At 41.6% G+C, this 24627-nt stretch carries 18 protein-coding genes; 12 read left to right on the top strand and 6 right to left on the bottom strand.

Annotated elements, in window-relative coordinates:
* Window positions 1-6: 6 nt before the first annotated feature.
* The 4 genes from BFS30_RS15275 to BFS30_RS15290 all read right to left on the bottom strand — a co-directional run bounded on the left by BFS30_RS15275 (window position 7) and on the right by BFS30_RS15290 (window position 6698).
* Window positions 7-1491, bottom strand: a complete 1485-nt coding sequence (locus BFS30_RS15275) for a SusD/RagB family nutrient-binding outer membrane lipoprotein (protein ID WP_069380085.1) — start codon at window positions 1489-1491, stop codon at window positions 7-9.
* 30 nt (window positions 1492-1521) lie between these two features.
* Window positions 1522-4665: a SusC/RagA family TonB-linked outer membrane protein gene (locus tag BFS30_RS15280; RefSeq protein WP_069380086.1), complete on the bottom strand. Its 3144-nt coding sequence runs from the start codon at window positions 4663-4665 to the stop codon at window positions 1522-1524.
* A 300-nt stretch (window positions 4666-4965) separates the two neighbouring features.
* A complete protein-coding gene (locus BFS30_RS15285; RefSeq protein ID WP_069380087.1) occupies window positions 4966-6051 on the bottom strand; it encodes an acyltransferase family protein in 1086 nt (361 codons plus the stop codon).
* A 119-nt stretch (window positions 6052-6170) separates the two neighbouring features.
* Window positions 6171-6698 (bottom strand): hypothetical protein, encoded by a 528-nt coding sequence (locus BFS30_RS15290; protein WP_069380088.1) that lies wholly within the window; start codon window positions 6696-6698, stop codon window positions 6171-6173.
* A 230-nt stretch (window positions 6699-6928) separates the two neighbouring features.
* Here BFS30_RS15290 and BFS30_RS15295 point away from each other — a divergent pair, with 230 nt between their 5' ends.
* Genes BFS30_RS15295 through BFS30_RS15310 form a run of 4 tightly spaced genes read left to right on the top strand, consistent with a single transcriptional unit; the run spans window position 6929 to window position 11029 of the window.
* A complete protein-coding gene (locus BFS30_RS15295; protein WP_069380089.1) occupies window positions 6929-8155 on the top strand; it encodes an enolase C-terminal domain-like protein in 1227 nt (408 codons plus the stop codon).
* Between the two features lie 2 nt (window positions 8156-8157).
* Entirely contained in the window at window positions 8158-9801 is a 1644-nt protein-coding gene (locus tag BFS30_RS15300) for a sodium:solute symporter (RefSeq protein ID WP_069380090.1), read from the top strand.
* A 1-nt stretch (window position 9802) separates the two neighbouring features.
* Window positions 9803-10213: an L-rhamnose mutarotase gene (locus tag BFS30_RS15305; protein WP_208602978.1), complete on the top strand. Its 411-nt coding sequence runs from the start codon at window positions 9803-9805 to the stop codon at window positions 10211-10213.
* A gap of 42 nt (window positions 10214-10255) precedes the next feature.
* Window positions 10256-11029, top strand: a complete 774-nt coding sequence (locus BFS30_RS15310; protein WP_069380091.1) for an SDR family NAD(P)-dependent oxidoreductase — start codon at window positions 10256-10258, stop codon at window positions 11027-11029.
* A 1-nt stretch (window position 11030) separates the two neighbouring features.
* Here the strand turns inward: BFS30_RS15310 and BFS30_RS15315 are convergent, their stop codons facing one another.
* Window positions 11031-11927: an AraC family transcriptional regulator gene (locus BFS30_RS15315; RefSeq protein ID WP_069380092.1), complete on the bottom strand. Its 897-nt coding sequence runs from the start codon at window positions 11925-11927 to the stop codon at window positions 11031-11033.
* 209 nt (window positions 11928-12136) lie between these two features.
* Here BFS30_RS15315 and BFS30_RS15320 point away from each other — a divergent pair, with 209 nt between their 5' ends.
* Entirely contained in the window at window positions 12137-13462 is a 1326-nt protein-coding gene (locus BFS30_RS15320) for an alpha-L-fucosidase (RefSeq protein ID WP_083252065.1), read from the top strand.
* A 6-nt stretch (window positions 13463-13468) separates the two neighbouring features.
* Here BFS30_RS15320 and BFS30_RS15325 read toward each other — a convergent pair whose 3' ends face one another.
* On the bottom strand, window positions 13469-13897 hold the full coding sequence (locus BFS30_RS15325; RefSeq protein WP_069382459.1) for a DUF1801 domain-containing protein: 429 nt from the start codon (window positions 13895-13897) through the stop codon (window positions 13469-13471).
* Window positions 13898-14174: 277 nt separating this feature from the next.
* Between BFS30_RS15325 and BFS30_RS15330 the strand changes: the two genes are divergently transcribed.
* From BFS30_RS15330 to BFS30_RS27930, 7 genes are all read left to right on the top strand, one after another.
* Window positions 14175-15482 carry a Gfo/Idh/MocA family protein gene (locus tag BFS30_RS15330; RefSeq protein WP_069380094.1) on the top strand — a complete coding sequence of 436 codons (1308 nt, stop codon included), beginning with the start codon at window positions 14175-14177 and terminating at the stop codon, window positions 15480-15482.
* A 23-nt stretch (window positions 15483-15505) separates the two neighbouring features.
* Entirely contained in the window at window positions 15506-16201 is a 696-nt protein-coding gene (locus BFS30_RS15335) for a 3-keto-disaccharide hydrolase (protein ID WP_069380095.1), read from the top strand.
* Window positions 16202-16210: 9 nt separating this feature from the next.
* A complete protein-coding gene (locus BFS30_RS15340) occupies window positions 16211-16519 on the top strand; it encodes a winged helix-turn-helix transcriptional regulator (RefSeq protein ID WP_069380096.1) in 309 nt (102 codons plus the stop codon).
* 112 nt (window positions 16520-16631) lie between these two features.
* A complete protein-coding gene (locus BFS30_RS15345; RefSeq protein WP_069380097.1) occupies window positions 16632-17552 on the top strand; it encodes a ClpXP adapter SpxH family protein in 921 nt (306 codons plus the stop codon).
* Between the two features lie 256 nt (window positions 17553-17808).
* Entirely contained in the window at window positions 17809-19503 is a 1695-nt protein-coding gene (locus tag BFS30_RS15350; RefSeq protein WP_157262933.1) for a hypothetical protein, read from the top strand.
* Window positions 19504-19546: 43 nt separating this feature from the next.
* The gene (locus BFS30_RS15355) at window positions 19547-20827 is read left to right on the top strand and encodes a glycoside hydrolase family 2 TIM barrel-domain containing protein (protein WP_069382460.1); all 1281 of its coding nucleotides are present in this window, start codon (window positions 19547-19549) and stop codon (window positions 20825-20827) included.
* On the top strand, window positions 20811-24587 hold the full coding sequence (locus tag BFS30_RS27930; protein ID WP_167353149.1) for a glycosyltransferase family 2 protein: 3777 nt from the start codon (window positions 20811-20813) through the stop codon (window positions 24585-24587). Before BFS30_RS15355 ends, BFS30_RS27930 begins: the two co-directional genes overlap by 17 nt.
* Window positions 24588-24627 lie beyond the last annotated feature (40 nt).

Raw genomic sequence — 24627 nt, forward strand, 5'->3', positions numbered from 1 at the left:
TGTTATTTATTTTACCCACCAAACCTGTTGGTCGATTTTGTCATTACCAGCACCGAACTGATTTGCGATTGCCTGGGAAACATTGGTTCTGTTGTTATCATATTCCGTTTGCGGATAAATCCAGCGGTAGGGAACATTTACGCCTTGTGGCCTGCGGAATTCAGGATAACCTGTTCTGAGCTGATCATAAAAGGCAGTCCATCCGGATTGAAAAAATGTTCTCAGGTATTTTTGGGTAACAATCTGTTCTATTTTTTGTGGGGTGCTTGTACTAAGTGCAAAGTTATTTACAGGTAGCGCTAGATATTCATTGGCTTTCTCTTCCGAATAAAAGGAAATATTCCCTTTAAGATAGCTCTGATAGAATTTAAAAGAAGCTTTTACTCCATTTCTATAATGCGTATTGGCATCGCCCGAAATCCAGTTTCTTACGATTGCTTCTGCAATAATAAGTTCCTGCTCAGCATAACCCATTAATACCATTGGCTCATTTACCGGTTCGCTTGGGAAGCGGTCATTTACTTTAGATACTTTACCCGCTGCGGCTTTTATACTGGTTTCTGCGTAAGGTGCAGCTGGATCTCCGCCTTCATAAGAACTGAAGTCGTCAATAGCCTTTCCTGCCTCTTTCGCGACTTTTGTTTGTGCGCAGTATGCGAATAAGCGAGGATCTTTTCTGAGCTGTAGCTGTTCGATAAAGGTAGCACTCATGAACATTCCTGAACCGAATCCGCTGGAGTTAAATTCAGGATAACGATTTCCTTCCTGATCTAAAAATTCCAGCTGACCATCGTTCCCCGCATCTGTACCCAGAAGAAGTTCATTCTGCATGATCTGAGCAAATGTTTCTTTAACTTTTAAGTCTGTATCGTTTTCCTTTTTTGACAGGGTGATCAGCACTTTTAACCGGAAAGCATTGATCAGCCGTCTCCATTTTGTCGCATTTCCTTTATAAATAATGTCGCCTTCAATAGGTACATTAATCCCTTTAAGCATGGTATTGGCTTCATCAAGTTCTCTAAGGATACTGATAAATACCATTTTTTGCGAATCGTAAGCTGGTGAGTAACCTTGTTCGCTTTCTCCTTTCAAGGCTTGTGAATAGGGGATGTCTCCAAAAGTCAGGGTTAAATTATAGAAATAATAGGCACGGAAGAATTTGGCGAGTGCCACATAGGAATTGTCTTTAATCCGGTCGGCTTCTTCAATCATTTTGGTTACATCTCTGAGGTTGGCGTAGGGAGCAAAATCTCCTCGTCCCCATTTGAAGTACTGACCCTCGCTTTCTCCATCGGTTTGTATGAGCATACGCGTTGCATATAAAGGTGAGGTGCCGCCAAAAGCACGGAAGGCATTCCATTCTACCTTTGTTAGCAGCAACTGAGGATGTGCCTGTCTGGGTTTATTCGGGTCTACATTCATGAGATCCTGATCCTTACATGAGGAGATCAGGAGTATTCCTGCCAAAAGACTATATATTAATTTTTTCATCGTTATTTTTTTAGTTGTGATACTGTTTTCTTAAAGTTTGATGCCCAGGGAGAAGCCTATAAATCTTGCTGATGGATCTTGCAGGTTGTCATCATCTCCGTAATCCGGATCCAATAGTGGCATTTTCTTCCACATTAATGGGTTATAGCTATAAGCAGACAGGTGTATTGATTTTAAGCTGCCCACTTTAACAATTTTTGCCAGGTCATATCCAACAGATATTCTTCTTAGTTTAAAGAAAGAGCGGTCAAAAACGTTGGCAAATTTTTTGTTTTCTCCTTCGGTAACCCTTGCCTGATAAGGATAAATCTGGCTCCAGGTTTGCCAGTTTACAGCAGTGGTATTTTGCTTATAGGTCCGGGTATCGGACAATACATTTCCGTTCACGTCTCTTTTAAGTTCTCCACCGGTTACCACTACACCATTGGGTACATAGATTGATTTTCCTGCTGCATACTCCGCATCTCTGAATTCAACAGAATTTGGATGTTTTCCGCCCCACCACATTTTCTCGATGGTTACGGAGCGCATCACGCCACCCCATGCGCCATCAATATCAATGTTGAGGTCAAAACCTTTGATCATGAACTTGTTTTGCAGACCAAGGCGCCAGGTAGGGTCTTTATGACCAAGATTTACATTAAAATTGTCTTTTGTTGGTAAGCCGGTATTTGCATCCAGAATAACTTCTCCGGAAGCACTTTTTTGCCATACCGTTCCGTAAAAACTATCTGCTCTGTCGTTGAGTCTCAGGTCTCCGAATCGTTCCTGATTGTTATAGATTTCTGTAATCCTCTTTACGGAAGTACTCCAGTTTGCGCCAATATTCCAGCTGAAATTCTTGTTTTTTATCGCACTGAAATTACCCACAATCTCTAAACCCTGGGTTCTGTATTTGTTCCCATTTACTTTGCGGGTAACAAAACCGGAAGCCTCTGAAGTTTTTAAGTCGATGATCTGATTTTCATCAATTACATTATAAAAAGTGAATTCCAGACCGATTCTCTTTGCCAGTGATGTAGATAGACCAACCTCATAAGAAGTGGATTGGGCCGGTTTAATGTTAGGGTTGATAATTCCTCCCGGATACCCAACAGATGGTGTAGAGTCGTAAGTGATATCCTTGTTGTAAGTAGGACTGACACTGTATGGATCAAGGTCGCTGGATACTTTAGCCCATGAGGTATAAACTTTCAGGTAATCCATTGCTTTCGGCAGCTGGATATAATCGGATACCATAGTACTCAAAGATGCAGATGGATAAAAATATGACCTGTTTTCTTTAGTCAGCGTGGAAGACCAGTCATTTCTACCGGTAACATTCAGGTAAACTGCATTGAATAAGTCAAAATTTGCAGAACCATAAACACTTCGGATAGATTTCTGCTCCAGTTTATTGGTAGCCTGTACGGGACCCTGTGTGTTGTTCAGACTATAAATGTAAGGTACAATCAAGCCATCACTTGAGGCGTATTCCTGTTGGATATCCCTGTTGAGGGTTGATGCCCCTGCGTTTAACGTGAAATTCAGATCTTTGGATATTTTTTTGTTATAAGAAGCCAGGAAATCCAGATCGACATTTAATTGAGAATTGTTCCACATCTTATAATCACCATTTCTGGAATCGCCATAATTCATATAAGACTTAGGACTTTTCATGTTTTCAAAAGATTTCTTTTCTCTTCCGGACGCTCTGGCCTGTAAACTTAAGTCGGGTGTTACCTGCCATCTTAATTTTGCCTGACCATTGATCACGTTCCTGTTCTGAGCCTGTGTCAGTTCTTCGGAAGCAAAGTAAGGGTTGTTGTACCAGGCGTAATTATAATTGGCCTGTCTGTAACCTTCAAGACCGGGAACATACATATGGTCTCTGAGGTCTTTCCCGTTTACATCATCACCCATCCAGATTAAAATGGTATACATATGGTTCTTAGGACCGTAACCATATCTTGGATAGTTGGGAGAACTTACCTTGTTATAAGATAAAGTTGCATCTAACTGAAGAGCTTTGCTCAGATTAAAGGAAGAGTTAAAGTTTGCCCCACCTGTGGTTAGTGAGGTATTGGGTACCTGACCTCTTTGAAAACCATAGGTGCCGGATACATAAAAACGGGCTTTAGCCGTTTTGTAGGCAACAGAAAAATCATTGTTGGTGACGATTCCTGGTCTGAGGAAATCATTCAGGTTGTCGTGTCTTACCCAATCAGTAGGTACCCTTTCATATTTGGATTTATCATCATAAATGGTTCCCTTAACGTTACCCCACCATGGAATGGTTTCTCCGGTTTGTTTATTTCTGATCGGGCTGTTCCATTGTGCAATTTTAACACCTGGCTGGAATTTTGGTCCCCAGATCATATCGCCATCCGAGATCCCACCATCCTCGCCATCCCAGAATTCATATTTTCCATTAGAACCATTTCCATATTCCGTTTGGGTTTTTGGAAATACAGTAAAGCCGGCGGTAATCATATTATTGGTATTGATGTTGATTTCAAGACCATCTTTTTCTGCATTTTTTGTGGTGATCAGGATCGCCCCGTCTTTACCTCTTGAACCGTATAAAGCGGAAGCCGTGGTTCCTTTTAAGACGTTGATATTTGCAATGTTATCACCTGAAACATCAAAAAAGTCTGTTTCTACAGGAATACCATCAATTACAATTAAAGGATTTTTCCCCCTTAAAGAGAAAGAAGGTGGCTGAAACATACCGGTAGGATTACTTACTGTTAATCCGGCAACCTGTCCGGATAAAGCGTTCCCGATGTTCATCGTTTTCGATTCAGACAATACATCCAGCTTAACTTCCTGTGTGGCATAGCCCAGCTTTTTCTTTTGTTGTTTGATACCAATTGCCGTAACTACGACTTCGCCCAAGGTTTTAGAGTCTTCCTGCAGGACGATATCTATCTGAGTTTTTCCATCGACATTGGTGTTTTGAGAAATATAACCGAGATAACTAAAAGTCAGGGTCGCATCTGCAGCAGCAGAGATCGTGTATTTACCATCAAAGTCGGTGATGGTAGCTTTGGGTGTGTTGATCACTTTGATACTTACTCCGGGAATGCCAGCACCGCCGGCGTCCTTTACGACTCCCTTAATGATGTTTTGTGCCATGGTTACCTTGGTGAGAAGTAGACAAAGCATACTCAATAATAGTAGTTTTCCTTTCATATGTGTGTTTGATTTTTACCTGCAAATCTAGATTCAGGCTGTAAAGCAAATATGAAACTGGCATTACGGTTATATTTTTCTGCAATAGCAGAGCTTCCCCGGCTGAAAAATTTTTCAGGGGAATACCAGGCCTTAAAAAAGTGGCTAAAACGGTTTTATTTCTGTTTTTTTAGCTTTTTTAAAAGAAAAAGATACTTTCTTGAGTAAGGGGCCTACCCGGATTTGAGCTGAGCTAATACCCGGTTTATTAACCAGGTATTAGCATTTTGTTATCAGTTCGATTTATGGCGTTAATTTATATTAAGCTGGTTTTCTTTTATTCGTCAAATACTTTCTCACCGGAATATCAAAAGCAACCATCACAAAATAAGCAATGCAGGTCAATAGAATTGTTCCTGTAATAATAATTAAAGTAAGTTGACCTGTTTCTGGTTTATGACTGGTGTAATAATTTAAAAACATCCAGATGAACGCGTAATGGGTCATGTACAAGGGATAGGAGATCTTGCCCGAAAATACACAGAGCTTTTTGAATCCCTGGGTTAATGTCGCGCCAGCACCAAGGGCAAGCAATAAAGGGAAATAAAGGAGAACAACCAGTGGTTCTGTAACCCAGTTCCATTTGCTGTAAGGAATCAGAAAGGCTAAAAGTAACAACACCGACAGTCCGATAAAACCGAGTTTATTTTTAATAATCAGGTTGAAACGGAAGATCAGCAATCCGGCTAAAAAAGAGTAAAAAATACGGGCACCGCCATCCCAGGCATTTGGTCCTCCCCATCCGCCCAGAAGAGACCCTCCGGCACGATGGCTTGCATAACAGAGTACTCCGGCAGCAATGATAGTTAGTACAACCAGGTAACGGCGATGAATTCTGCAAAGTACCAGCGCATAAACGATATTGGCTACATATTCCCAGAATAACGACCAGGCCGGGGCATTTATTCCGAAAAGATTAAAAGAACGCTCTTCAATTACGGGAAAGGGAATCATAAAAACGGAAGCAAGAAATATAAGGATAATCTTACCTGCACTATACACTTCCGGGTGCCCTCCGAAAGGGTCAAAAAGGAAGGCCAGTAAACCCAATACCGAGCCTAAAATTACCAGTGGTTGTAACCTGATCAGCCTGGATTTAAAAAACTGACCAAGACCCATTTTACCTATCCGGTCGTCATAAGCATACCCAATTACAAATCCGGATAAACAGAAGAAGAAATCTACGGCCAGAAATCCGTGGGCAATAAAGTTTTTGTCAGGGAGATAAACCATTTCCATGAAATGAAAAACTACAATAGAGATGGCTGCTATCCCTCTTAATCCATCAAGAATTTCGAAATGTTGCTTGGTTTTTAGTAAGTCGGGGTGGAGTTCTTTAATCGACATTTATAATTTGGTTGGTTTCAATTGTGTTCTCAAGGTTACCAAATTATGGGGAGTCTATCAAATCTCTGAACCAGACCACCGCCGAAAAAGTACATACTAAAGGGAAGCTATCAGTAATATTACATATGCCCTTCAATAGATTCTATGCTGATTCCCGAAAAGCAATCATCTACACAGTTCTCTGCAGAATACCCGCAGGCAGATATCATGCCATTGTTTTTTGTCTCCAGAACACTTTCTGAACCCTTTCTTTTTACCAGCCATTGGGTTTTAGCCAATTGATAAACTTCATCTAAAGTAATTGGTTTAAAGCCGCTGGAATGTGTATTCAGGGTGTTTTTATCTTCCTGCCACTCTTCATGTATGGTCTCTTCAATTTTTGGCGTAGAAATAATGGTTTTCGACACGTAAGAACGATGAATGGCCTGACCATCTTTTACTGTAATCATTGTTTTTGTACGGGATCCGGTCCAGGAAACAGTAGTGACGCTATATCGATAAGAATTTCCTGAGGATTTTTTGAAATCGGTCCAGGCTTTATAACTTTCATCGAATTTGTTTTCGTGGTCAATGTCACTTTTCTTGCAGGAACTTAAAGCAGTTCCGATGAGTAATAGGATAATAAAGAAGTAGTTGCTTGTTTTCATATTTGGTTTTTTTACCTAAACGAGTGAAATGCGCCTTGCGCTACAATTTATTTTCGGTCATGATAGATTCTATTAAGCAGTAAAAACGAATTGTTTGGCAGATCAGACAGAAAACGATGCGATCTAGGGCTGAATAAATACATCGAATAATCCAGTTAAATAGAATTTTAGTCTATTGGTTTTGCACTGCGGCTGATGCTAAATTGCATTCACCAAGTACAAACTAAAATATGATAAAAAATATTCAGGTGAAGGATGCAAGATTTCCGCTGGCTAAAGGAGCCGGGAGCGATGCGATTCACCGCGACCCGATCTATTCTTATGCCGTAACGAACCTGATAGACGACAGTGGACTTACCGGAACCGGCTTTGCTTTTACTTTAGGGGAAGGAAATGACCTGGTCTGTAAGGCTGCACAGTTTTATGCTGCACAGCTGAAAGGCAGGGATATTGAAGAACTCATGTCTGATTTTGGGAATGTATTTTATCAGCTGAGCAATGAACAGCAGTTTCGTTGGCTTGGCCCTCATAAAGGGGTGGTTCAGCTGGCTCTGGCCGCTGTAACAAATGCCTGTTATGATTTATGGGCTAAAAAGAGAGGTGTGCCGCTTTGGAAATTACTGATAGACTTATCTCCTCAGGAGCTGCTCAATACACTTGACCTCTCGTATCTGGAGGATGAACTTAGCCCGGAACAGGCTTTGCAATTATTGAAAAATAACCAGCAGGGTAAAGAAGATCGCAGTCAGATTATCCATGCCGGTTATCCGGGGTATGATACCTCCATTGGCTGGTTTAATTATAGCGACGAAAAGGTTCGTGAGAACTGTAAAAAAGCAATTGCTGAAGGCTTTACGGCGATGAAGCTAAAAGTAGGAAGTCAGGATCCGAAAAGGGACATCCGCAGGTCTCATATTGTAAGGGAAGAAGCAGGAGATCAGGTTAAAGTTATGCTGGATGCCAATCAGCAATGGACGCTTCCTCAGGCACTGAAAATATGCGGAGAGCTGCAAAGTATGAATCCGTATTGGATAGAAGAACCAACTCATCCGGATGATATATTAGCCCATAAGAAGCTGGCAGATGCCATTGCTCCGGTAAAACTGGCTTTGGGAGAACATGTGCCGAACCGTATTATTTTTAAAAACTACCTGCAAACCGGATCTGCTGGATTTATACAGGCGGACGCCGTAAGGATCGGAGGCGTAAGTGAATTTATTACGGTAAGTCTGCTTTGTCGTAAATACAATATCCCTGTGGTTCCCCATGTAGGGGACATGGGACAGCTCCATCAGCACTTGGTCTTGTTTAATCACATCAGTATGGGGCATGACGCTTTATTTCTGGAACATATTCCCCATTTGCAGGAACATTTTGTTCATCCGGTCAGCGTAGAAGGAGGTGTTTACAAAACGCCGATGGAACCGGGTAGCAGTTGTGACTTAAAAATAAAATAGCCATGTTAAAATCTCTGGACTTAAGCATCAGCATCCTCTATATCCTTGGCATTTTAGCTGTCGGATTATGGACGGGTATCCGTCATCGTCGAAAAAGCAAGGCGAATGCTGCGGGAGAATATTTCCTTGCGGGGAAAACATTGAAATGGCCAGCCATTGGCCTGGCACTATTTGCAACTAATATTTCTACCGTTCACCTGGTTAGTCTGGCACAAAGTGGCTTCGACAGCGGCTTGTTAAATGGCAATTTCGAATGGATGGCTGCTTTTACGCTGATCCTGTTGTCGTTATTCTTCGTCCCTTTCTACATCAAATCCGGCGTAGCAACTTTACCGGATTTTCTGGAAAAGCGGTACGACCGCTCCAGCCGGGATTGGCTGGCCGTGATTTCTGTAGTTTCTGCAATTATTATCCATATCGCATTTTCTATGCTGGCAGGAGGCATTGTATTAAAAACATTGTTTGGCTTAAACATGTATGTTAGTGTGATTGTCATTTGTCTGATCACGGCAATTTATACCATTGTCGGTGGACTAAAAGCAGTAGTGGTTACGGAGTCTATTCAAACCGTAGTGCTGCTTACCGGGGCGTTTATCATCAGCTATGCTGCCTTCCATAAAATGGGTGGATGGGAACCAATGACGGAGGTATTAAAAAATAAGGGAGAGCTGGATAAGCTTTCGATGTTGCGTCCGCATGGTGATGCCAGCGGAATGCCCTGGTATACCGTTTTTCTGGGTTATCCTATTTTGGGGATCTGGTATTGGTGTGCGGATCAAACTATCGTGCAACGCGTGCTTGGAGCTAAGGATGAGAATCACGCAAGGATAGGTCCGTTATTTTGTGGCTTTATCAAGATTTTACCAGTCTTCATTTTTGTGTTGCCCGGCTTGTTTGCGTATACTTTGGTTCAGTCTGGCCACTTAGATGTAAGCAGTCTTGGAGTTGATGCGAAAGGCCAGGTCAATTCAAAAGGAATTTATACACTGATGATTACACAGCTTTTGCCATCCGGACTGGTGGGGGTGCTGGTAGCGGCGCTTTTATCGGGTTTAATGAGCCAGGTTTCAGGGGCATTAAATTCTATTTCAACAATGGTGAGTTATGATATGTATCAGCGTTACCGCCCCGGGGCATCTGATAAAAAGCTGATTTGGGTAGGGAAAATTTCCGCAGGTATTGCCCTGGTATTTTCGTTAGGATTGTTGCCTTTACTGGATCAGTATGAAAGTATTTTTAGTGGTATCAATGACATCATTGCCCATATTGCACCACCCATTACCTGTGTGTTTTTATTAGGGGTCTTCTGGAAAGGTGCTTCTGCAGCGTCTGCCAAATTAACTTTGTGGATTGGTTCTGCGCTGGGGGTTTTGGTATTTGCCATCAATAAAATTTATCCGGATAGCCTGATTGGCCACATTCCATTTATGATGATGGCATTTTACCTGTTTTGTGCCTGTGTGATCATGCAGGTGTCCCTCTCTTATATCTACCCGGTTCAGCATACTGCCGTAAGTGCAACGCTTTATTGGAAGTCGCCATGGGAACCTTTGCAGGGAGCTGCCTGGAAAGGCTTAGGAAATTACAAAGTATGGTCAGGCTTGTTATTACTGGTTACGGGTATTTTATATTACATATTCAGATAGGATGAAAAGATATATTTTGATGGCACTGCTGGCCGGTTTATTACTGGGAGCGTGTAATGAGAAACCGGTTGATGTGCAGCGTTTTGGTTCGGTAACGGGATTGAAGCCCGAAAAGCTGGAGGATTATAAGCGGTTACATGCCAATGCCTGGCCCTCGGTTTTGAAAAAGATTAAAGAATGTAACATCCGTAATTATTCTATTTATCTGCAGAAAATAGGGGATGCTTACTATTTGTTCAGCTATTTTGAATATACAGGGACAGATTTTGATAGCGATATGAAAAAAATGGCCGATGATCCGGAAACACAAAGATGGTGGAAAGAAACGGATCCCTGTCAGCAGCCACTACCTGAAACCGCCGCGAAAAAACAGATCTGGACCAATATGGAACAGGTTTTTCATACCAATTAAACAAGCTATTCTCTAAATCATTATCAATCAAAAAAATCAGGTATGCAGTTATTATCCGGTAAAGTTATTTTTCTCACAGGAGGTTCAGCGGGAATTGGTCTGGCTTGTGCAAAGGCGTATGCTGAGGCCGGAGCTAAAGTAGTTATTGCAGCGCTTGCATCTGAGCCTGTTAAGGAAATTGCGGCACAGCTGGGAACAGGACATTCAGGACTGGTATGTGATGTATCAAGAGCTGATGATGTAGCAGCAGCAATTGCAGAGACGATAGCAAAATATGGAAGAATAGATGCCATTCATAACAATGCTGGCATTGCTTCACCTTCTAAGCCTCTACATGAAACGAGTGATGAGGAATGGAATCAGTTGATGGATGTAAATCTGAAAGGGGTATTGTATACCACCAGGTTCGGATTTGAAGCCTTAAAAAAATCTGAGGGATGTATTCTGAATACCAGTAGTCTTGTGGGAGAGATCGGACAGGAGAATCATGCGGCCTATACGGCTACCAAAGGAGGGATGAATGCCTTGACAAAATCTATGGCATTGGATTATGCGGCTCATAAAATAAGGGTAAATGCAGTATTGCCTGCCGGCGTATGGACACCCATGTTACGTAAATGGAGTCAGGAGCAACCAGACACGGTTTCCATTGAACAGTATCTGGACGACATTCATCCATTGGGTTATTGTCCGGATGGTGAGGTGATCGCGGATGCCTGTGTGTTCCTGTTGTCAGATAAAGCACGGTTTATTACAGGAACGATCCTGCCAGTAAGCGGAGGGGCGGAATTGGGGTATCGGGCTTTGAGATCTTAACCTATATCCGGTGTTTATTTTTGTAATCCAGTGGTGAACTACCCATGATCTTATTAAACAGACGAGAGAAATAAAAGGCGTCTGAATATCCAACAGCAGTAGCTATTTCTTTTATCCGTAAATCTGATAAAGCAAGCAGCTGACAGGCACGCTGTATTTTTAAATGAATGAAATAATCAATTGGGGAAATTCCTGTTTTGGTCCTGAAAAGATTTTGAAAATGTGAGGCAGAATAAGAAAATTCGGTTGCAATATCCTGGACAGTTAACCTCATCGAAATGTTGTTCTTCATATATTCAATGACCTGATCTGAAATATCCTCACTGGCGGTTTGCGTCAGCTCGATGTTTTTCTGAGGAAACAGAAAGTTCGCAATTAAGTAATAAAGACTCAGGTTGGCGTAATTTAAGTTTTCATCACTATATCCTTTCTCCAGACAAGTGTAAATCATTTCCCAGAGTTTTATCCGGTGTTCATCAAATGGAATGGTCTTAGGGCTGATGAGATTTTTTATAGATAAAGATTCGTTCAGACTGGATAACTTTCTTCCGGTAAAATGTACCCAGTATATTGTCCATGGATCCATGGTATCTGAAGCATAACGTACAGGCAGATCTGTAGCTGGAATGATGAAGAACTGATTGGCCGAAACTTCGTATTTTTCATGGTCGATACTGAACCATCCTTTCCCATCGGTACAATAAATAAGGATGTTATCCGTACATCCTTTAGGTCTGTTCCGGTAATGACCGGCAGCTTTCGGAAAGTAACCAATGTGACTGATATAAAGGGAATTCAGGAAAAAATCATCTTTAGGTTTACGTTCAAATAGAAATTCCGGAAGACTGATCAGTTTTTCCCCATTAAAACCATCACGTTTTTTCTTATTGATTTTCATTGGTGTATATTAGTTGCCGGCTCCTGCAAAGCCTAATGTAAACATATTGTTTTTATGTGTGATTTTCTCTTCTTTTTAGGAATTAAACAGAATTGGATATGCTGCTGAAATTTAATGGGATAATCCAGTATATTAATGATATTCTCTATTCTTTATCTATCTCTTTCGGCCTAATTTAGTAGGACACCAATGAACCAAAATATAACCAAATGAGAAAATACACCTGTTTTTTAACCCTTGTTTTAATGTGTGTGTCCTGCCTGATAGCTGCGCAGACACCAGTGATCCGTACGGATAAGAAAGTAGTAGAAGGCTTTATGGATAAACGTTTCGGCATGTTTATTCACTGGGGGCCTGTTAGCCTTCGGGGAACCGAGATAGGCTGGTCAAGAGGTACTTCTGTTGCCTATAGTGATTATGATAATTTGTATAAAGAATTTAATCCGGTATTGTTTGATGCAGATAAATGGGCAAAGACAGCTAAAGATGCGGGAATGAAGTACCTGACGATTACTTCTAAACACCACGATGGATTTTGTCTTTGGCCTACCGCATATTCCAAACATAACATCATGAACTCTCCGTATAAAAAAGACATCGTAGGAGAGTTGGCAAAAGCGTGTAAGAAGTACGGACTGAAATTCTGCATTTACTTTACGGTTGCCGATTGGCATGATCCGGATTATGCCATACTTTATCCGGTTGCAGAACCCAATAAGTCGGCAAATATGGACAGGTTCGTATCCAGAATGAAAAACGAATTAAAGGAACTGATTCAAAATTATAAGCCTTACATGCTTTGGTTTGATGCCAACTGGGATAAAGAATGGACACGTGAACATTCAACAGAAGTTTATAATGCCATAAAAAAGCTGGATCCTAATGTGATCATCAACAACAGACTGGATACCAGGGAAGCTAGTGGAGGATCACATAAAGAGATGCTGGCTTCTACACTGGCAGATTTTGCTACTCCGGAACAAGAGGTAGGCGCAATGAATATGGACTATCCATGGGAAAGCTGTATCACCATTTGTCAGCAATGGGCATGGAAACCGAACGATAAAATGAAGTCCCTGAAGGAATGTATTCAGACGCTGGCAAGTACTGCAGGTGGAAATGGGAACCTGTTGTTTAATGTGGGGCCAATGATGGATGGAAGAATTGAAGCCAGGCAGGTCGACCGCTTAAAGGAGATGGGAACATGGTTAAATAAAAATGGGGCGGCAATATATGGCACTAAAGGTGGACCTTATAAGCCTGATAGCGTTATGGCGGCGACAAGAAAAGGAAACAAAATTTATTTGCACCTCTTTAAAAAGCAGGGTGCCGAAATTTCGATTGCTGCGGTACCGGGTGCTAAAGTAATGAAAGCTTATTTTCTTAATGGTGCTGCCCCGATAACTTTTAAATCAGAGGATACTAAGATTACGATTCCATTGCCATCGCAATTGCCTGATAGCAATGATACTGTGATTGTTTTAGAAATGGATAAGAATATGGAAGCCGTTCCGGTGATGGGCTTTAAATCCTGATTCGTGTTATTTCCTGTTTTCCGGATATTTTTCTTTAGTAAGGATGATCGAGTGATCGATCATCTTTGCTAACACTGTAGTATCAATATCTGCCAGCTTCTTAATGTAAATGCAGGCCTTACTCATTTTATACTTTCCAAGTTGTTTCAGTAATCCTTCTTTTACCTCGAAATCACAGCCTACATATAAGCTGATTGCAGCACTTCGTGGTGAGAATCCTGCTAAGGGTGCATCGCCTTCATGCCCACTGTCGTACTTATAATGATAGCTCCCAAAACCGATGATAGATGGTCCCCACATTCTGGCCGGAAACCCTGTTTGTTGTTCCATGAGTTGAACCAGGTCATAGCTGTCCTTTCGCTTTATCGGGTCATTCACCTGTTCAATAAAATCATGAACACTTTGGGCAGTCTGAGTAGTTTTGTTCTTTGCCATGTTTAATTGTAATTTTTTTAATTCATCCAATGAACTGGTTATCATCTTCTTTAAATAAGAACAATAAATTTCTTAATTTAGAAAATATCTTCTGGAATGACACAACCCAGTTGATGAACCAAATGAAACCTAAATATGATGAAACCATCGTGATCTTACAAATTACATAACGAAATGAACCGAGTTTACGAGTTCATGAATATCATTGAAAACAATAAATATCAATGAATAATAAAAAGATCATGATCGCTTCATAACTTTAAACAAATAGACGCTGATGAAAAAAACTAATGATTTAAACTCAACTGATCGCAGATCGTTTTTGAAAAAATCAGGTATAGTAATGTTAGGCAGTACGCTCGCTTACCAGACTGGTTTTTCCAATCCATTATTCGGTTCTGCAAAATCAACCATTAAGGTAGGCTTAATTGGATGTGGCGGACGCGGTACCGGCGCCGCTGCCCAGGCATTGGCGGCAGATCCGGATGTAGTCATTACTGCGCTTGGCGATATTTTTGAAGACAGGCTTGAGGGGGCTTATGCTGCCCTGACCACCATTGATTCAAAGCGGGTAAAGGTGGATAAAAAAAGAAAATTTATTGGCTTTGATGCCTACCAGAAAGTAATAGATTCTGGTGTTGATGTGGTCTTGTTAACGACTCCACCGGCTTTCAGACCAGATCAGCTGACTGCAGCAATAAACGCGGGAAAACATGTGTTTTGTGAAAAACCGGTGGCGGTAGATGCCCCTGGGATTCGTAAGGTTCTTGCTGCGGCTAAGAAGGCCCAGGAAAAGAATTTATCGCTGGTATCTGGTTTTTGTTTTAGATATGACCTGCCAAGCAGGGCTGTATTTAACCGGGTGCTAAATGGCGAAGTGGGGGAAATCAGGACGATCTCTACTTTTAGAAATGGCTCCGGAAACTGGTCTAATCCCCGTCAGCCGGATTGGAACGACCTGACTTTTAAATTGCGTAACTGGCATTATCAGAACTGGCTTTCCGGTGATTTTATTGTGGAACAGGCAGTGCATAGTCTGGATATGATGTCCTGGGCAATGGGAGATAAAATGCCGGTAAGTGCAACCGGAACGGGGGGCAGGCAGGTTCGTGTGAATGAAATTTATGGAAATATTTACGATCATTTTGCCGTGGAATTTGAATATGCAAATGGTGCAAAGGGATTTCATTTCTGCAGGCAGCAGGAGGGAACTTCACATCGCAATACGGTTGATGTGTTGGGAACAGAAGGCAGTGCATTCGTAAATGTGGGAATGAGATACGAGATCAATGGCAAAAATAACTGGAAATACGATGGCCCAAAAAAGAACATGTATCAGGTTCAGCATGATGAACTCTTTGCAGCGATCAGAAGCGGAAACCCGATCAATAACGGGGAATTTATGACGCACAGTACTTTACTGGCAATCTGGGGCCGGATGGCTGCTTACAGCGGACAAACGATTAGCTTTGAGCAGGCTTTGAATTCAGACCTTGTTTTAGGGCCGAAAATTGACGAGTATAACTGGGACCTTAAATGGGAAAATCAACCGGTAGCCTTACCGGGAGTAACCAAAGTAATTTAATCCTCCGGCTAAATAAGTGTATCATGAGAAAAGCATTAAAGGGGATCAGTGCGACCTGTGCAATCGTACTGATGAGTATCTCTATATTACATGCGCAAGCTAAACCCCTGCAATTTGGTAAAGAAACTACCCTGCAAAGTAGTAAGGGCAAAGCCATTAACTGGATCAATGTAAATACGGAACCTGAAACCTGGAGAAAGGAAAAAGACCTGTTGATCTGCTCGGGTAAACCAATTGGCGTAATGCGGTCGGAGAAAACATATGAAAATTTCATATTAGAGGTAGAGTGGAAGCACATGGAATCCGGAGGGAACTCCGGGGTATTTGTCTGGAGTGATGCGAAACCTGGTGAACAGAACCGTTTGCCGGGAGGAGTGGAGGTACAGATGCTGGAACTCGACTGGCCGGAGCTGAATAAGAAAGATGGCATAACACCTCCGATAGCTTATGTTCATGGAGAACTGTTTGGTGTCGGTGGCGTGGAAACTGTTCCTGATAATCCCAGAGGCGACCGAAGCAAGTCCACAGAAAACAGGTGTAAGGCTAAAGGCGAGTGGAATACCTATAAGGTGATCTGTGTGGATGGAACGATTAAGTTATCTGTAAACGGGAAATTCGTAAATGGAATCAGCAGGTCGACAGTAAAGAAGGGTTATCTTTGCCTGGAATCGGAGGGTGCAGAAATTCATTTCCGGAATCTGAAGGTTACTGAACTCTAAGGGAAAGATATGACCGCATACAACAATGGTATCAACGACAACAATTGTCCTGCTTCAAAATTATTGAAAATGTTGTCTGGTAAATGGAAACCTCAGATCTTTAAATTGGCCCTAAACGGACCATTGCGTTTTAATAGCCTGATCCGGCAGTTAGAAGGGTCAAATAAACAAGCGGTCGCTGTAGCCCTGAAAGAATTAGAAGAAGAAGGCCTGCTGGAAAGAAACGTAATTAAACTAAAACCTCTTCATGTGGAATATATTCTGTCTGAAAGAGGAACCTCGATGATCAGCGTTTTTCAACAACTGGAAGGATTATAGATCCTGATTTTTCATGATGTTAAGGAGTTAGCCTAATAGGTAGTCATGTTTTTTTGACTTATTGCAGGGCCTGTCTGATGAGGGTAGCTTTGCTGATGATTAAATCAAGACCATGGAAGAACAATTGAAAAATAATCCTTTAATGTGTGATCCGGAAAGTGGAGTATGTGAAATACCTGGCATTTCTGAAGAAGCGGAAAAAATATTACCGAAGGCATCAGAAAAGCCTTTAAGGATAATTTACTTTACTGATCCGATCTGTTCTTCCTGCTGGGGAATAGAGCCCCAGTTGCGGAAATTAAAGATGGAATACGGAGAAATGCTCGAAATTGAATACCGGATGGGAGGGCTTTTACCAGACTGGTCTTATAATAGTGGCGGAATCAGTAAACCATCAGATGTAGCGGCTCATTGGGATGAGGTAAGCTTGTATTATGAAATGCCTATTGACGGGGATGTCTGGCTGGAGGATCCACTGGACTCTTCTTATCCTCCTTCAATTGCATTTAAAGCCGCCCAGATTCAGGACCCGGAGAAAGCCTTACTTTTTTTAAGAAGGATAAAAGAAATGGTCTTCCTTGAAAAAAAGAACATCAGTAAATGGAAACATCTTTTAGCAGCAGCGACTGCAGTGAGACTTGATCCTGTAAAACTGGAACTGGATTTTAATGGGATAGCAAGGCAACATTTTCAAGAGGACCTGCAACTGGCCAGAGATTGGAATGTGAGGGGATTTCCTACGTTGTTTTTTACAGATGCCAAAGGGAATCAGGAAAAGATATATGGAGTAAAGCCATATGCTGTTTATGAAGCTGTAATCGGAACTCTTCTGGGCGGTACCAAAGCTAAAAAGATCAATTTGGATCCGGAGAATTTGTTCTCGTTTTACCCTTCACTAACCAGGAAAGAGTTCGCTGTTATTGCCGGTATTTCTTTGGCTGATGCGGAACATATATTGGCAAATTTGGTTAATGAAGGCAGGATAGAGGCAATGGAGACAAAGAATGGGAAAATATGGTGTCAGAAAAACTGACAATTCCACTTAATGTTTTGACAAAAAAACTAAATTTTCTACCCCCAAATTCTGCTTTATTTGAAATTCAAGATTTTATCATAAGAAATATGATAGGTTAGTTAATGAGATAGGGGTATCTACTTTATCGAATTGAAAAAAGTTCCGCAGATACCTGGATGGGATCTGCGGTTATTTGTTTAATCAGGAATAATAGGTTTTTTTTACTATTTTCGACCAATATTTGTCATTTACCGATATAGATAAATCACAAACTGTGAAATATAGTAACTCATTAAAATTCTCTCTTCTCTCTATTCTGCTGGGCTTGTCCGTATGGCTTTTGTATGTCAGATACGGAAAGGGGCCGGTTCTTCCGGACGAATTGAAAGCGGGTGTCGCAAATGAGATTCTGGTTGCTGTGTACGACATGAAGCACCGTATTCCTGAAAATTTACCCAATCACATCAGATACCTTTCCATGAAATGGAAAGACGCAGATTCCAGGTTAGATACCGCAGACCTAAAAGAAAAACTATCGAAGTCCGGAGATTTGTTGCTCACTATTGAAATATGGCCGGTTAAACATAAAAATCCACTTGATGAACTACTTGAAGGGGAGTATGACGCAAAAATTAAATTGCTTGCCCGGTTTGTAGCCGGCAGAAATGATGTGATGCTGCGCTTTCTTCCCGAAATGGAAGTGCCGGTTCAGTTACTTCCATGGCAATACCAGTCGCCGGATAAATATATTAATGCTTTCAATTATTTCGCTGCCCTGCTGAAAAAGTCAGCGCCCGGGGTAAAGATGGTCTGGTCACCGGCAGGGTATCCGGGAGATTCGGAATTCTGGCCGGGACCAGATCATGTAGATCTCATCAGCATTACGGTAGGAGGTAAATCTGAAAAGAGTAGTAAAGCTTTTCCTCTGGATACGGGTTTAACAAGTACTGTGCTGAAAAGCAAAATACACAGGATGAGATTTATGGATAAAGCCATCCTGATTCTGGCTGAGGGCATAAAAATAAATCCGCCGGAGATAGCTCCCATGCTTAAAGAAGTTAAAAATCAGGCAGACAGTTTTAAAAACACAATTTATTCGGCGGAGCATTTCGATAAAGGATCTAAACAGGTGATCAGTCGTAAAAAACTGGCGATAGGGGTCTATGATCCAAGAAAAATCCTGTTGAAAGAGCCATCAGTCAGTACAGAACATCTTTTTACCGATTGGGGTGAAATTCAACGGGGTGATTTTTCACGTAATTTCCATGAAGTGATCAAACGCAGGCACGATGTAATTGTCACGATGGAACCCTGGAGGGATACGACCAATGTTGAGGATCCTTTCGCGTTGCAAAATACGATAAAGGGAAAATATGATCGGGAAATCATCAAACTTTACCACATCATTTCAAATTCGGGTCAGCAGGTTTACCTGCGTTGGGCACATGAAATGGAAATTCCGATTCACCGGTACTCCTGGCAAAGCCAGTCTCCCGTAGATTATATTAACTCTTTTCGTTATTTCATGAAATTTAAGCAGGAAGCCAGTCAGATTCTTAGTGTCTGGGGGCCGGCAGGGGACAGGGGCTCGGTTGACTGGTATCCGGGAGATGATGTGGTGGATTATATCAGTATTGCAATTTATGGTTTGCCGGATAAGAACATCACAGATGAGGATAAACAGGAGTCATTTGGGACCGTATTTCAGCGTAAAAGCTATCGGATGAGATTTATTAATAAACCTTTTTTTATCACGGAATTCGGGGTGAAAGGTAAGGAGGCTTATAAGAAAAAATGGCTCGAAGGAGCCGCAGAAACCATTCGTGGCCACAAGGAGATATTTGGAATATGTTATTTCAATTTATTTGATAACCCTAAGGTATGGGGTGATATAAAGGCACCTGACTGGAGCATAACGAAGGATACCTTTATTAAGTTTTGCAGATCAGTAGAACAAAATGACAAATAATTATAAACCACTTAAAAGGGCATTGAAATTTTTAATTTTTCTCATGATACTTGGAGCGCTTGCTTGTTCCGGGAAGAAGGATAATACGGCCGCGAAGGTTTATATAGAAAGAAAAGATGGAAAGTTTGTTTTATATAGAAATGGTGCTCCATATTACATTAAAGGAGCTTCTGGTTTTTCAGAACTGGAAGAACTAAAAAAATCCGGAGGAAATACAATCAGAATCTGGGATACAGCGGGACTCAGCACTATACTAAAAAAAGCACATGAGAATGGAATTGCCGTCATTGTTGGATTGCCATTACCAGAAAGCCAGTATCGGGTTTTTTACGATGATCAGCTGAAAATTGACTCCCAGTATCATGCGATAAAGCAGCTCATTAATGCCCATAAAAAGGACCCCGCTTTACTGATGTGGTGTGTTGGAAATGAATTGTCTTTCCCGCTTAAGCCCAATTACAATAATTTTTACCAGACCTTTAACGATATCGTTTCCCTTATTCATAAAGAGGATCCGGATCATCCGGTTACCACTACTGTTTTGAATTTTCGGCGAAAGGATATTTTTAATATCAAAATGCGGACAGACATTGACCTCATCTCATTTAATCTTTTTGGAGGTTTGACGAGCTTGAAAAAGGATAGGGAGGGGTTTTCCTGGTTCTGGAATGGTCCTTATCTGATTACTGAATGGGGGATTGATGGACCATGGGATGGAAGCCAGTATACGGCCTGGGGAGCATATATTGAACCAACAAGTACTAAAAAGGCAGAGTTGCACAAGATGCGTTACGACCAATACATGCCGGTAAATGACCCTGGATATTTGGGCTCGTTTATCTTTTTCTGGGGCCAGAAGCAGGAGACCACTCATACCTGGTTCAGTCTTTTTGATGAGCATGGCAGGAAAACGGAATCGGTTGCGGTAGCCTCGGCCATTTGGACGGGTAAAAAAACAAAGGATACTTTTCCGAAAATTAATTATATGCTGTTGAATGGGAAAGGTGCAAAAGACAACATCATCCTGAAGAATGGTCAGACAGCTGCTGCGGAATTATTAATTGAGCCAGGATCTGTACCTCCTGAAAGGATAGAATGGAAAATCTATCCGGAAGACTGGTACAAAGTAGACAACATGAATAACCTGATAAGGCCTGCATTGATTGAAACCATATTTACAAGGACCACCAACCTCGGAGTTACTTTTAAAGCACCAGTTAAGGAAGGGCCATACCGGATATTTGTCACCATAACGGGGCACAACGGAAACATAGCAACCTCCAATACACCATTTTACATAGCTGAAAATGATGAAAAGAAGTAATCCTGTGGTGAATCCCTCCAAATATCAGTTGTTCACATTGAGACTGATGATCTTTTTGGGTATGCTTTGCATGTTTTTCTTTTTTGTGGAGTTGCTGCGTAAGGATACAGATGCTGTTGTGTTATACTGGATGCTGATGTTAACGCTTGGTTTTGCCTGTTCTAAAATCATCCATGAATGGATTCATTACCTGTTCATCTCGGTTCCCAAAAAACCAAACGTCCGGAAAGACTTTACAGTAGATGTTTTTACGACATTTTGTGCAGGCGAACCTTATGAGATGATCAAAGAAACACTGATCGCAATTAAGGCCATTGAATATCCTCATCAGACTTTTCTGTGTGATGAGGCCAACGATCCTTATTTAAAGCAGTTTTGTGTGGAATTAGGAATCCATCATGTCACGAGATCAGTTAAAATTGATGCAAAAGCTGGAAATATCAACAATGCATTGAAAAGCTCTTCGGCTGAGCTTTGTCTGGTGCTTGATCCGGACCATGTTCCTTTTCCAGATTTTCTTGATTATGTTATTCCCCATTTCAACCGGCCGGAAATCGGATTTGTACAGGTGGTCCAATCTTATAAGAACCAGGATCAAACCCTGATCGCCAAGGGGGCAGCTCAGCAAACTTATCAGTTTTATGGGCCAATGATGATGACGATGAACAAGTATGGAACGGTGCTCGCGATTGGTGCCAATTGCACTTTCAGACGGGAGGCATTGGATTCTATTGGTGGTCATGCCGCCGGTTTGGCGGAAGATATGCATACGGCAATGCAATTACACGCTAAAGGCTGGAAATCAGTATATGTACCTGCAGTAGTGGCAAGAGGATTGGTGCCGGCTACTTTATCCGCGTATTATAGTCAGCAGTTAAAATGGTCCAGAGGTGTGTTTGAACTGTGGGTAACTTCTTATCTTAAGTTATTCAGAAAGTTCAGCTGGCAGCAGAAACTACATTACGGAACAATCCCGGTATTTTACCTGTCCGGGGTATTTTTCTTACTCAATTTTGTGATCCCTATAGCTTCATTGCTACTCAATACCAGTCCGGTGAATATCGACTTTTTGAGTTTCTTCACGCTTGGATTTCCACTGGCCATTCTGATCATATTAATTCGGCATTTTGTACAAAAATGGGTGATGGAGGAAGAGGAACGGGGTTTTCATTTAGTGGGAGGTCTGTTGATGATCGGCACCTGGTGGATCTTTCTGGTAGGTTTTGTTTATACGATATTGCGGATTAAGGTTCCCTACATTCCCACCCCTAAAGATGATGAAGAAGAAGACAACTGGCGCCTGAACTTCCCTAACCTGGCACTGATTCTCCTGTCTCTTGTTGCCGTAGCTTATGGCTTATATTATGACCTGAACCCTTATAATCTCTTTATGGCAGGATTTGCTGTTGCGAATTGTTTTATCCTGTTGTTTACGGTGGTAGCCAGCAGGCAAACACAGTTTAGAAAATACAAGCACAAACATCTTTATCTGCTGCGTTTTATGACTGGCGTTGGCATCTTTAAAGTGCATTTCTGGAAATTGAGAAGGCGCATTTATGGATGGGTGAGAAGCTCTGCACTGATCATTACTGCGATTATTGCCTCTGTTACAATTTATCAGGTTGAGCGCAACCGCTCGGCCCAGGAGTCAACGGTGCAATCCCTTCCTGACCGCAAAAAGATGCTGATTCCCGGAATATATGCCCCTTCACAGTCGGATGGGCTCAGCTCTATGAAAGCGGTAGAAAAAATCGAACAGCAAAGTGACATTCATTTCGGTATCGTATCGCTTTATTTAGCATGGGGTGATCAGCAGAAAAATGCTTTACCGCATAAATTGCTGGATAGTATTTATAAAGTAAATGCAATTCCCATGATTACCTGGGAGCCTTGGCAAAGCCTGTTTGAGCAAAATAAAAACAGTGGAACGAAGGAACAAAAAGTCTTTTCGCATATTGTAAATGGGGCATATGATGAATACCTCAAGCGCTTTTCCAATCAGATAAAAGCATTAAACAGGCCTGTTTTTATGAGGTTTGCTCACGAAGCTGATAATCCACAGTATCCCTGGTCTGCCAGTGGAGGAAATACCCCCGCGGAATTTGTTGCCGCCTGGAAATATGTACATGAATACTTTGCAAACCATCGTGTCGACAATGTGGTTTGGGTGTGGAACCCCTGGAAACCAGAAGCTGTTAAGGAATACTTTCCGGGAAAGGAATATGTAGATTGGATTGGAGTGACCAACCTCAATTATGCAGATCAGAATCCGGATCGGAAATGGTATAGCATGGACCAGCTTTATGAGGCATTTCATCGCCAGAAAGAATTTACCAGCGGATTACCGGTGATGCTTGCAGAAACTGGATCATTGCGTACGGCGGCCAGGCAAAAAGAATGGATAGAAAATGCTTTTCATCAGATTGATACCAGGTATCCGGAGATAAAAGCAGTGGTATTTTTCAATAGCGCTGAGGATAAAAACACGATTTCGGCCGATTCCCCTCCTTTACTGGACTGGAAGATTGCGGATTTTAATCCTATTGCCAAACTATTAAAGTCCAGCGGAAAATATACAGACTGGATGTCTAGCCAGCCAATTGTACAGGCTGAGCCGGAGGGCATCCCTTATAAAAAGGGAACTGTTAACACGGATTACTTTTCAGGGATCAAAGGGGTTAATTATTCAAAAGATCAGGACTGGAGAAGCAGTTACCACAGCCTTAAAAAAGAAGAAATTATCAGCGACTTCAGCGAGATGAAGAAGCTAGGCATCAATACGATTAAACATTTCGGACCAAATATTTACGATCATAACATCCTGAAGGTTGCAGATCAGAAGAAGCTTAAAGTAGTGTACAGTTTCTGGATTGAAGAACATAACGATTTCATTTCAGATACGGCTCGGTTATCTGATTTTGCTGATGAAATACTGGCTACAGTAAAGCGCCTGAAGAGCAATAAAAATATCGTCATGTGGAATATAGGCAATACGCCAATGATGCAGATGGCGCAACATTTTTATAAGCCGGACTTATTTTACCCAAGAGCAGTTTATTTATCCTGGCTGAGGAAATTAGCGACTTCAATTAAGCAGGCCGATCCGGACCGTGCCATATCTGTTGATCTAGAGGTAGACCGGAATTTAAATCAGAATGCAGGTTTACTGGAATACCAGATTCCGTTTGACTACCTGGGGCTGGTTGCAGGAAAAGGAGAAATCAATGAAGGAGAAACAGGTCGATTGAAAGTCCCTTACCTGTATAGTGTCCTGAGCCCGGATCAGTACCGGAAACTAAAATCAAAGGAATCAGGTGTTTTAATGGGAAACTGGCAGGATCAGCAGAGAAAAGGTTTTGTCTCTTTTGATGGTCTTAAAGATTTGTACGGGAACAACAAAACGGGTTGGTATACGCTGGGAAATTTATGGAATAACCTGAAAGTACCCTCACCGGTTCCGCCGATGAAAATATTAAGACCTGCGACAACAATTGTGGCGCAAGGGCAGGCAACCTACCACATCATCAGCCAGCTCAATGAGGAATGGAAAATTTTAGCAGACTCAAAGGATCTGAAGTTCAGATGGAACCTGGTGAGAAATGACAGGTATGGGAATCCGGTCCGGATGAAAAGAGTAGGAGAAGGAGCCCAGCTTACCCTGACAATACCGCCAAATCCAGCACGCTATCAACTTTATCTTTATGTAATCAAAGGAAAACAGGTACAGATTATAATTTCTGATTTAAATATTCCTTTATAGGGATTTCCAGGTTTTTTGAATGAAAAAATATATTATTTTT

Origin of the sequence: Pedobacter steynii (genome assembly GCF_001721645.1) — a bacterium.
In the GTDB taxonomy this organism is placed as follows: domain Bacteria; phylum Bacteroidota; class Bacteroidia; order Sphingobacteriales; family Sphingobacteriaceae; genus Pedobacter; species Pedobacter steynii_A.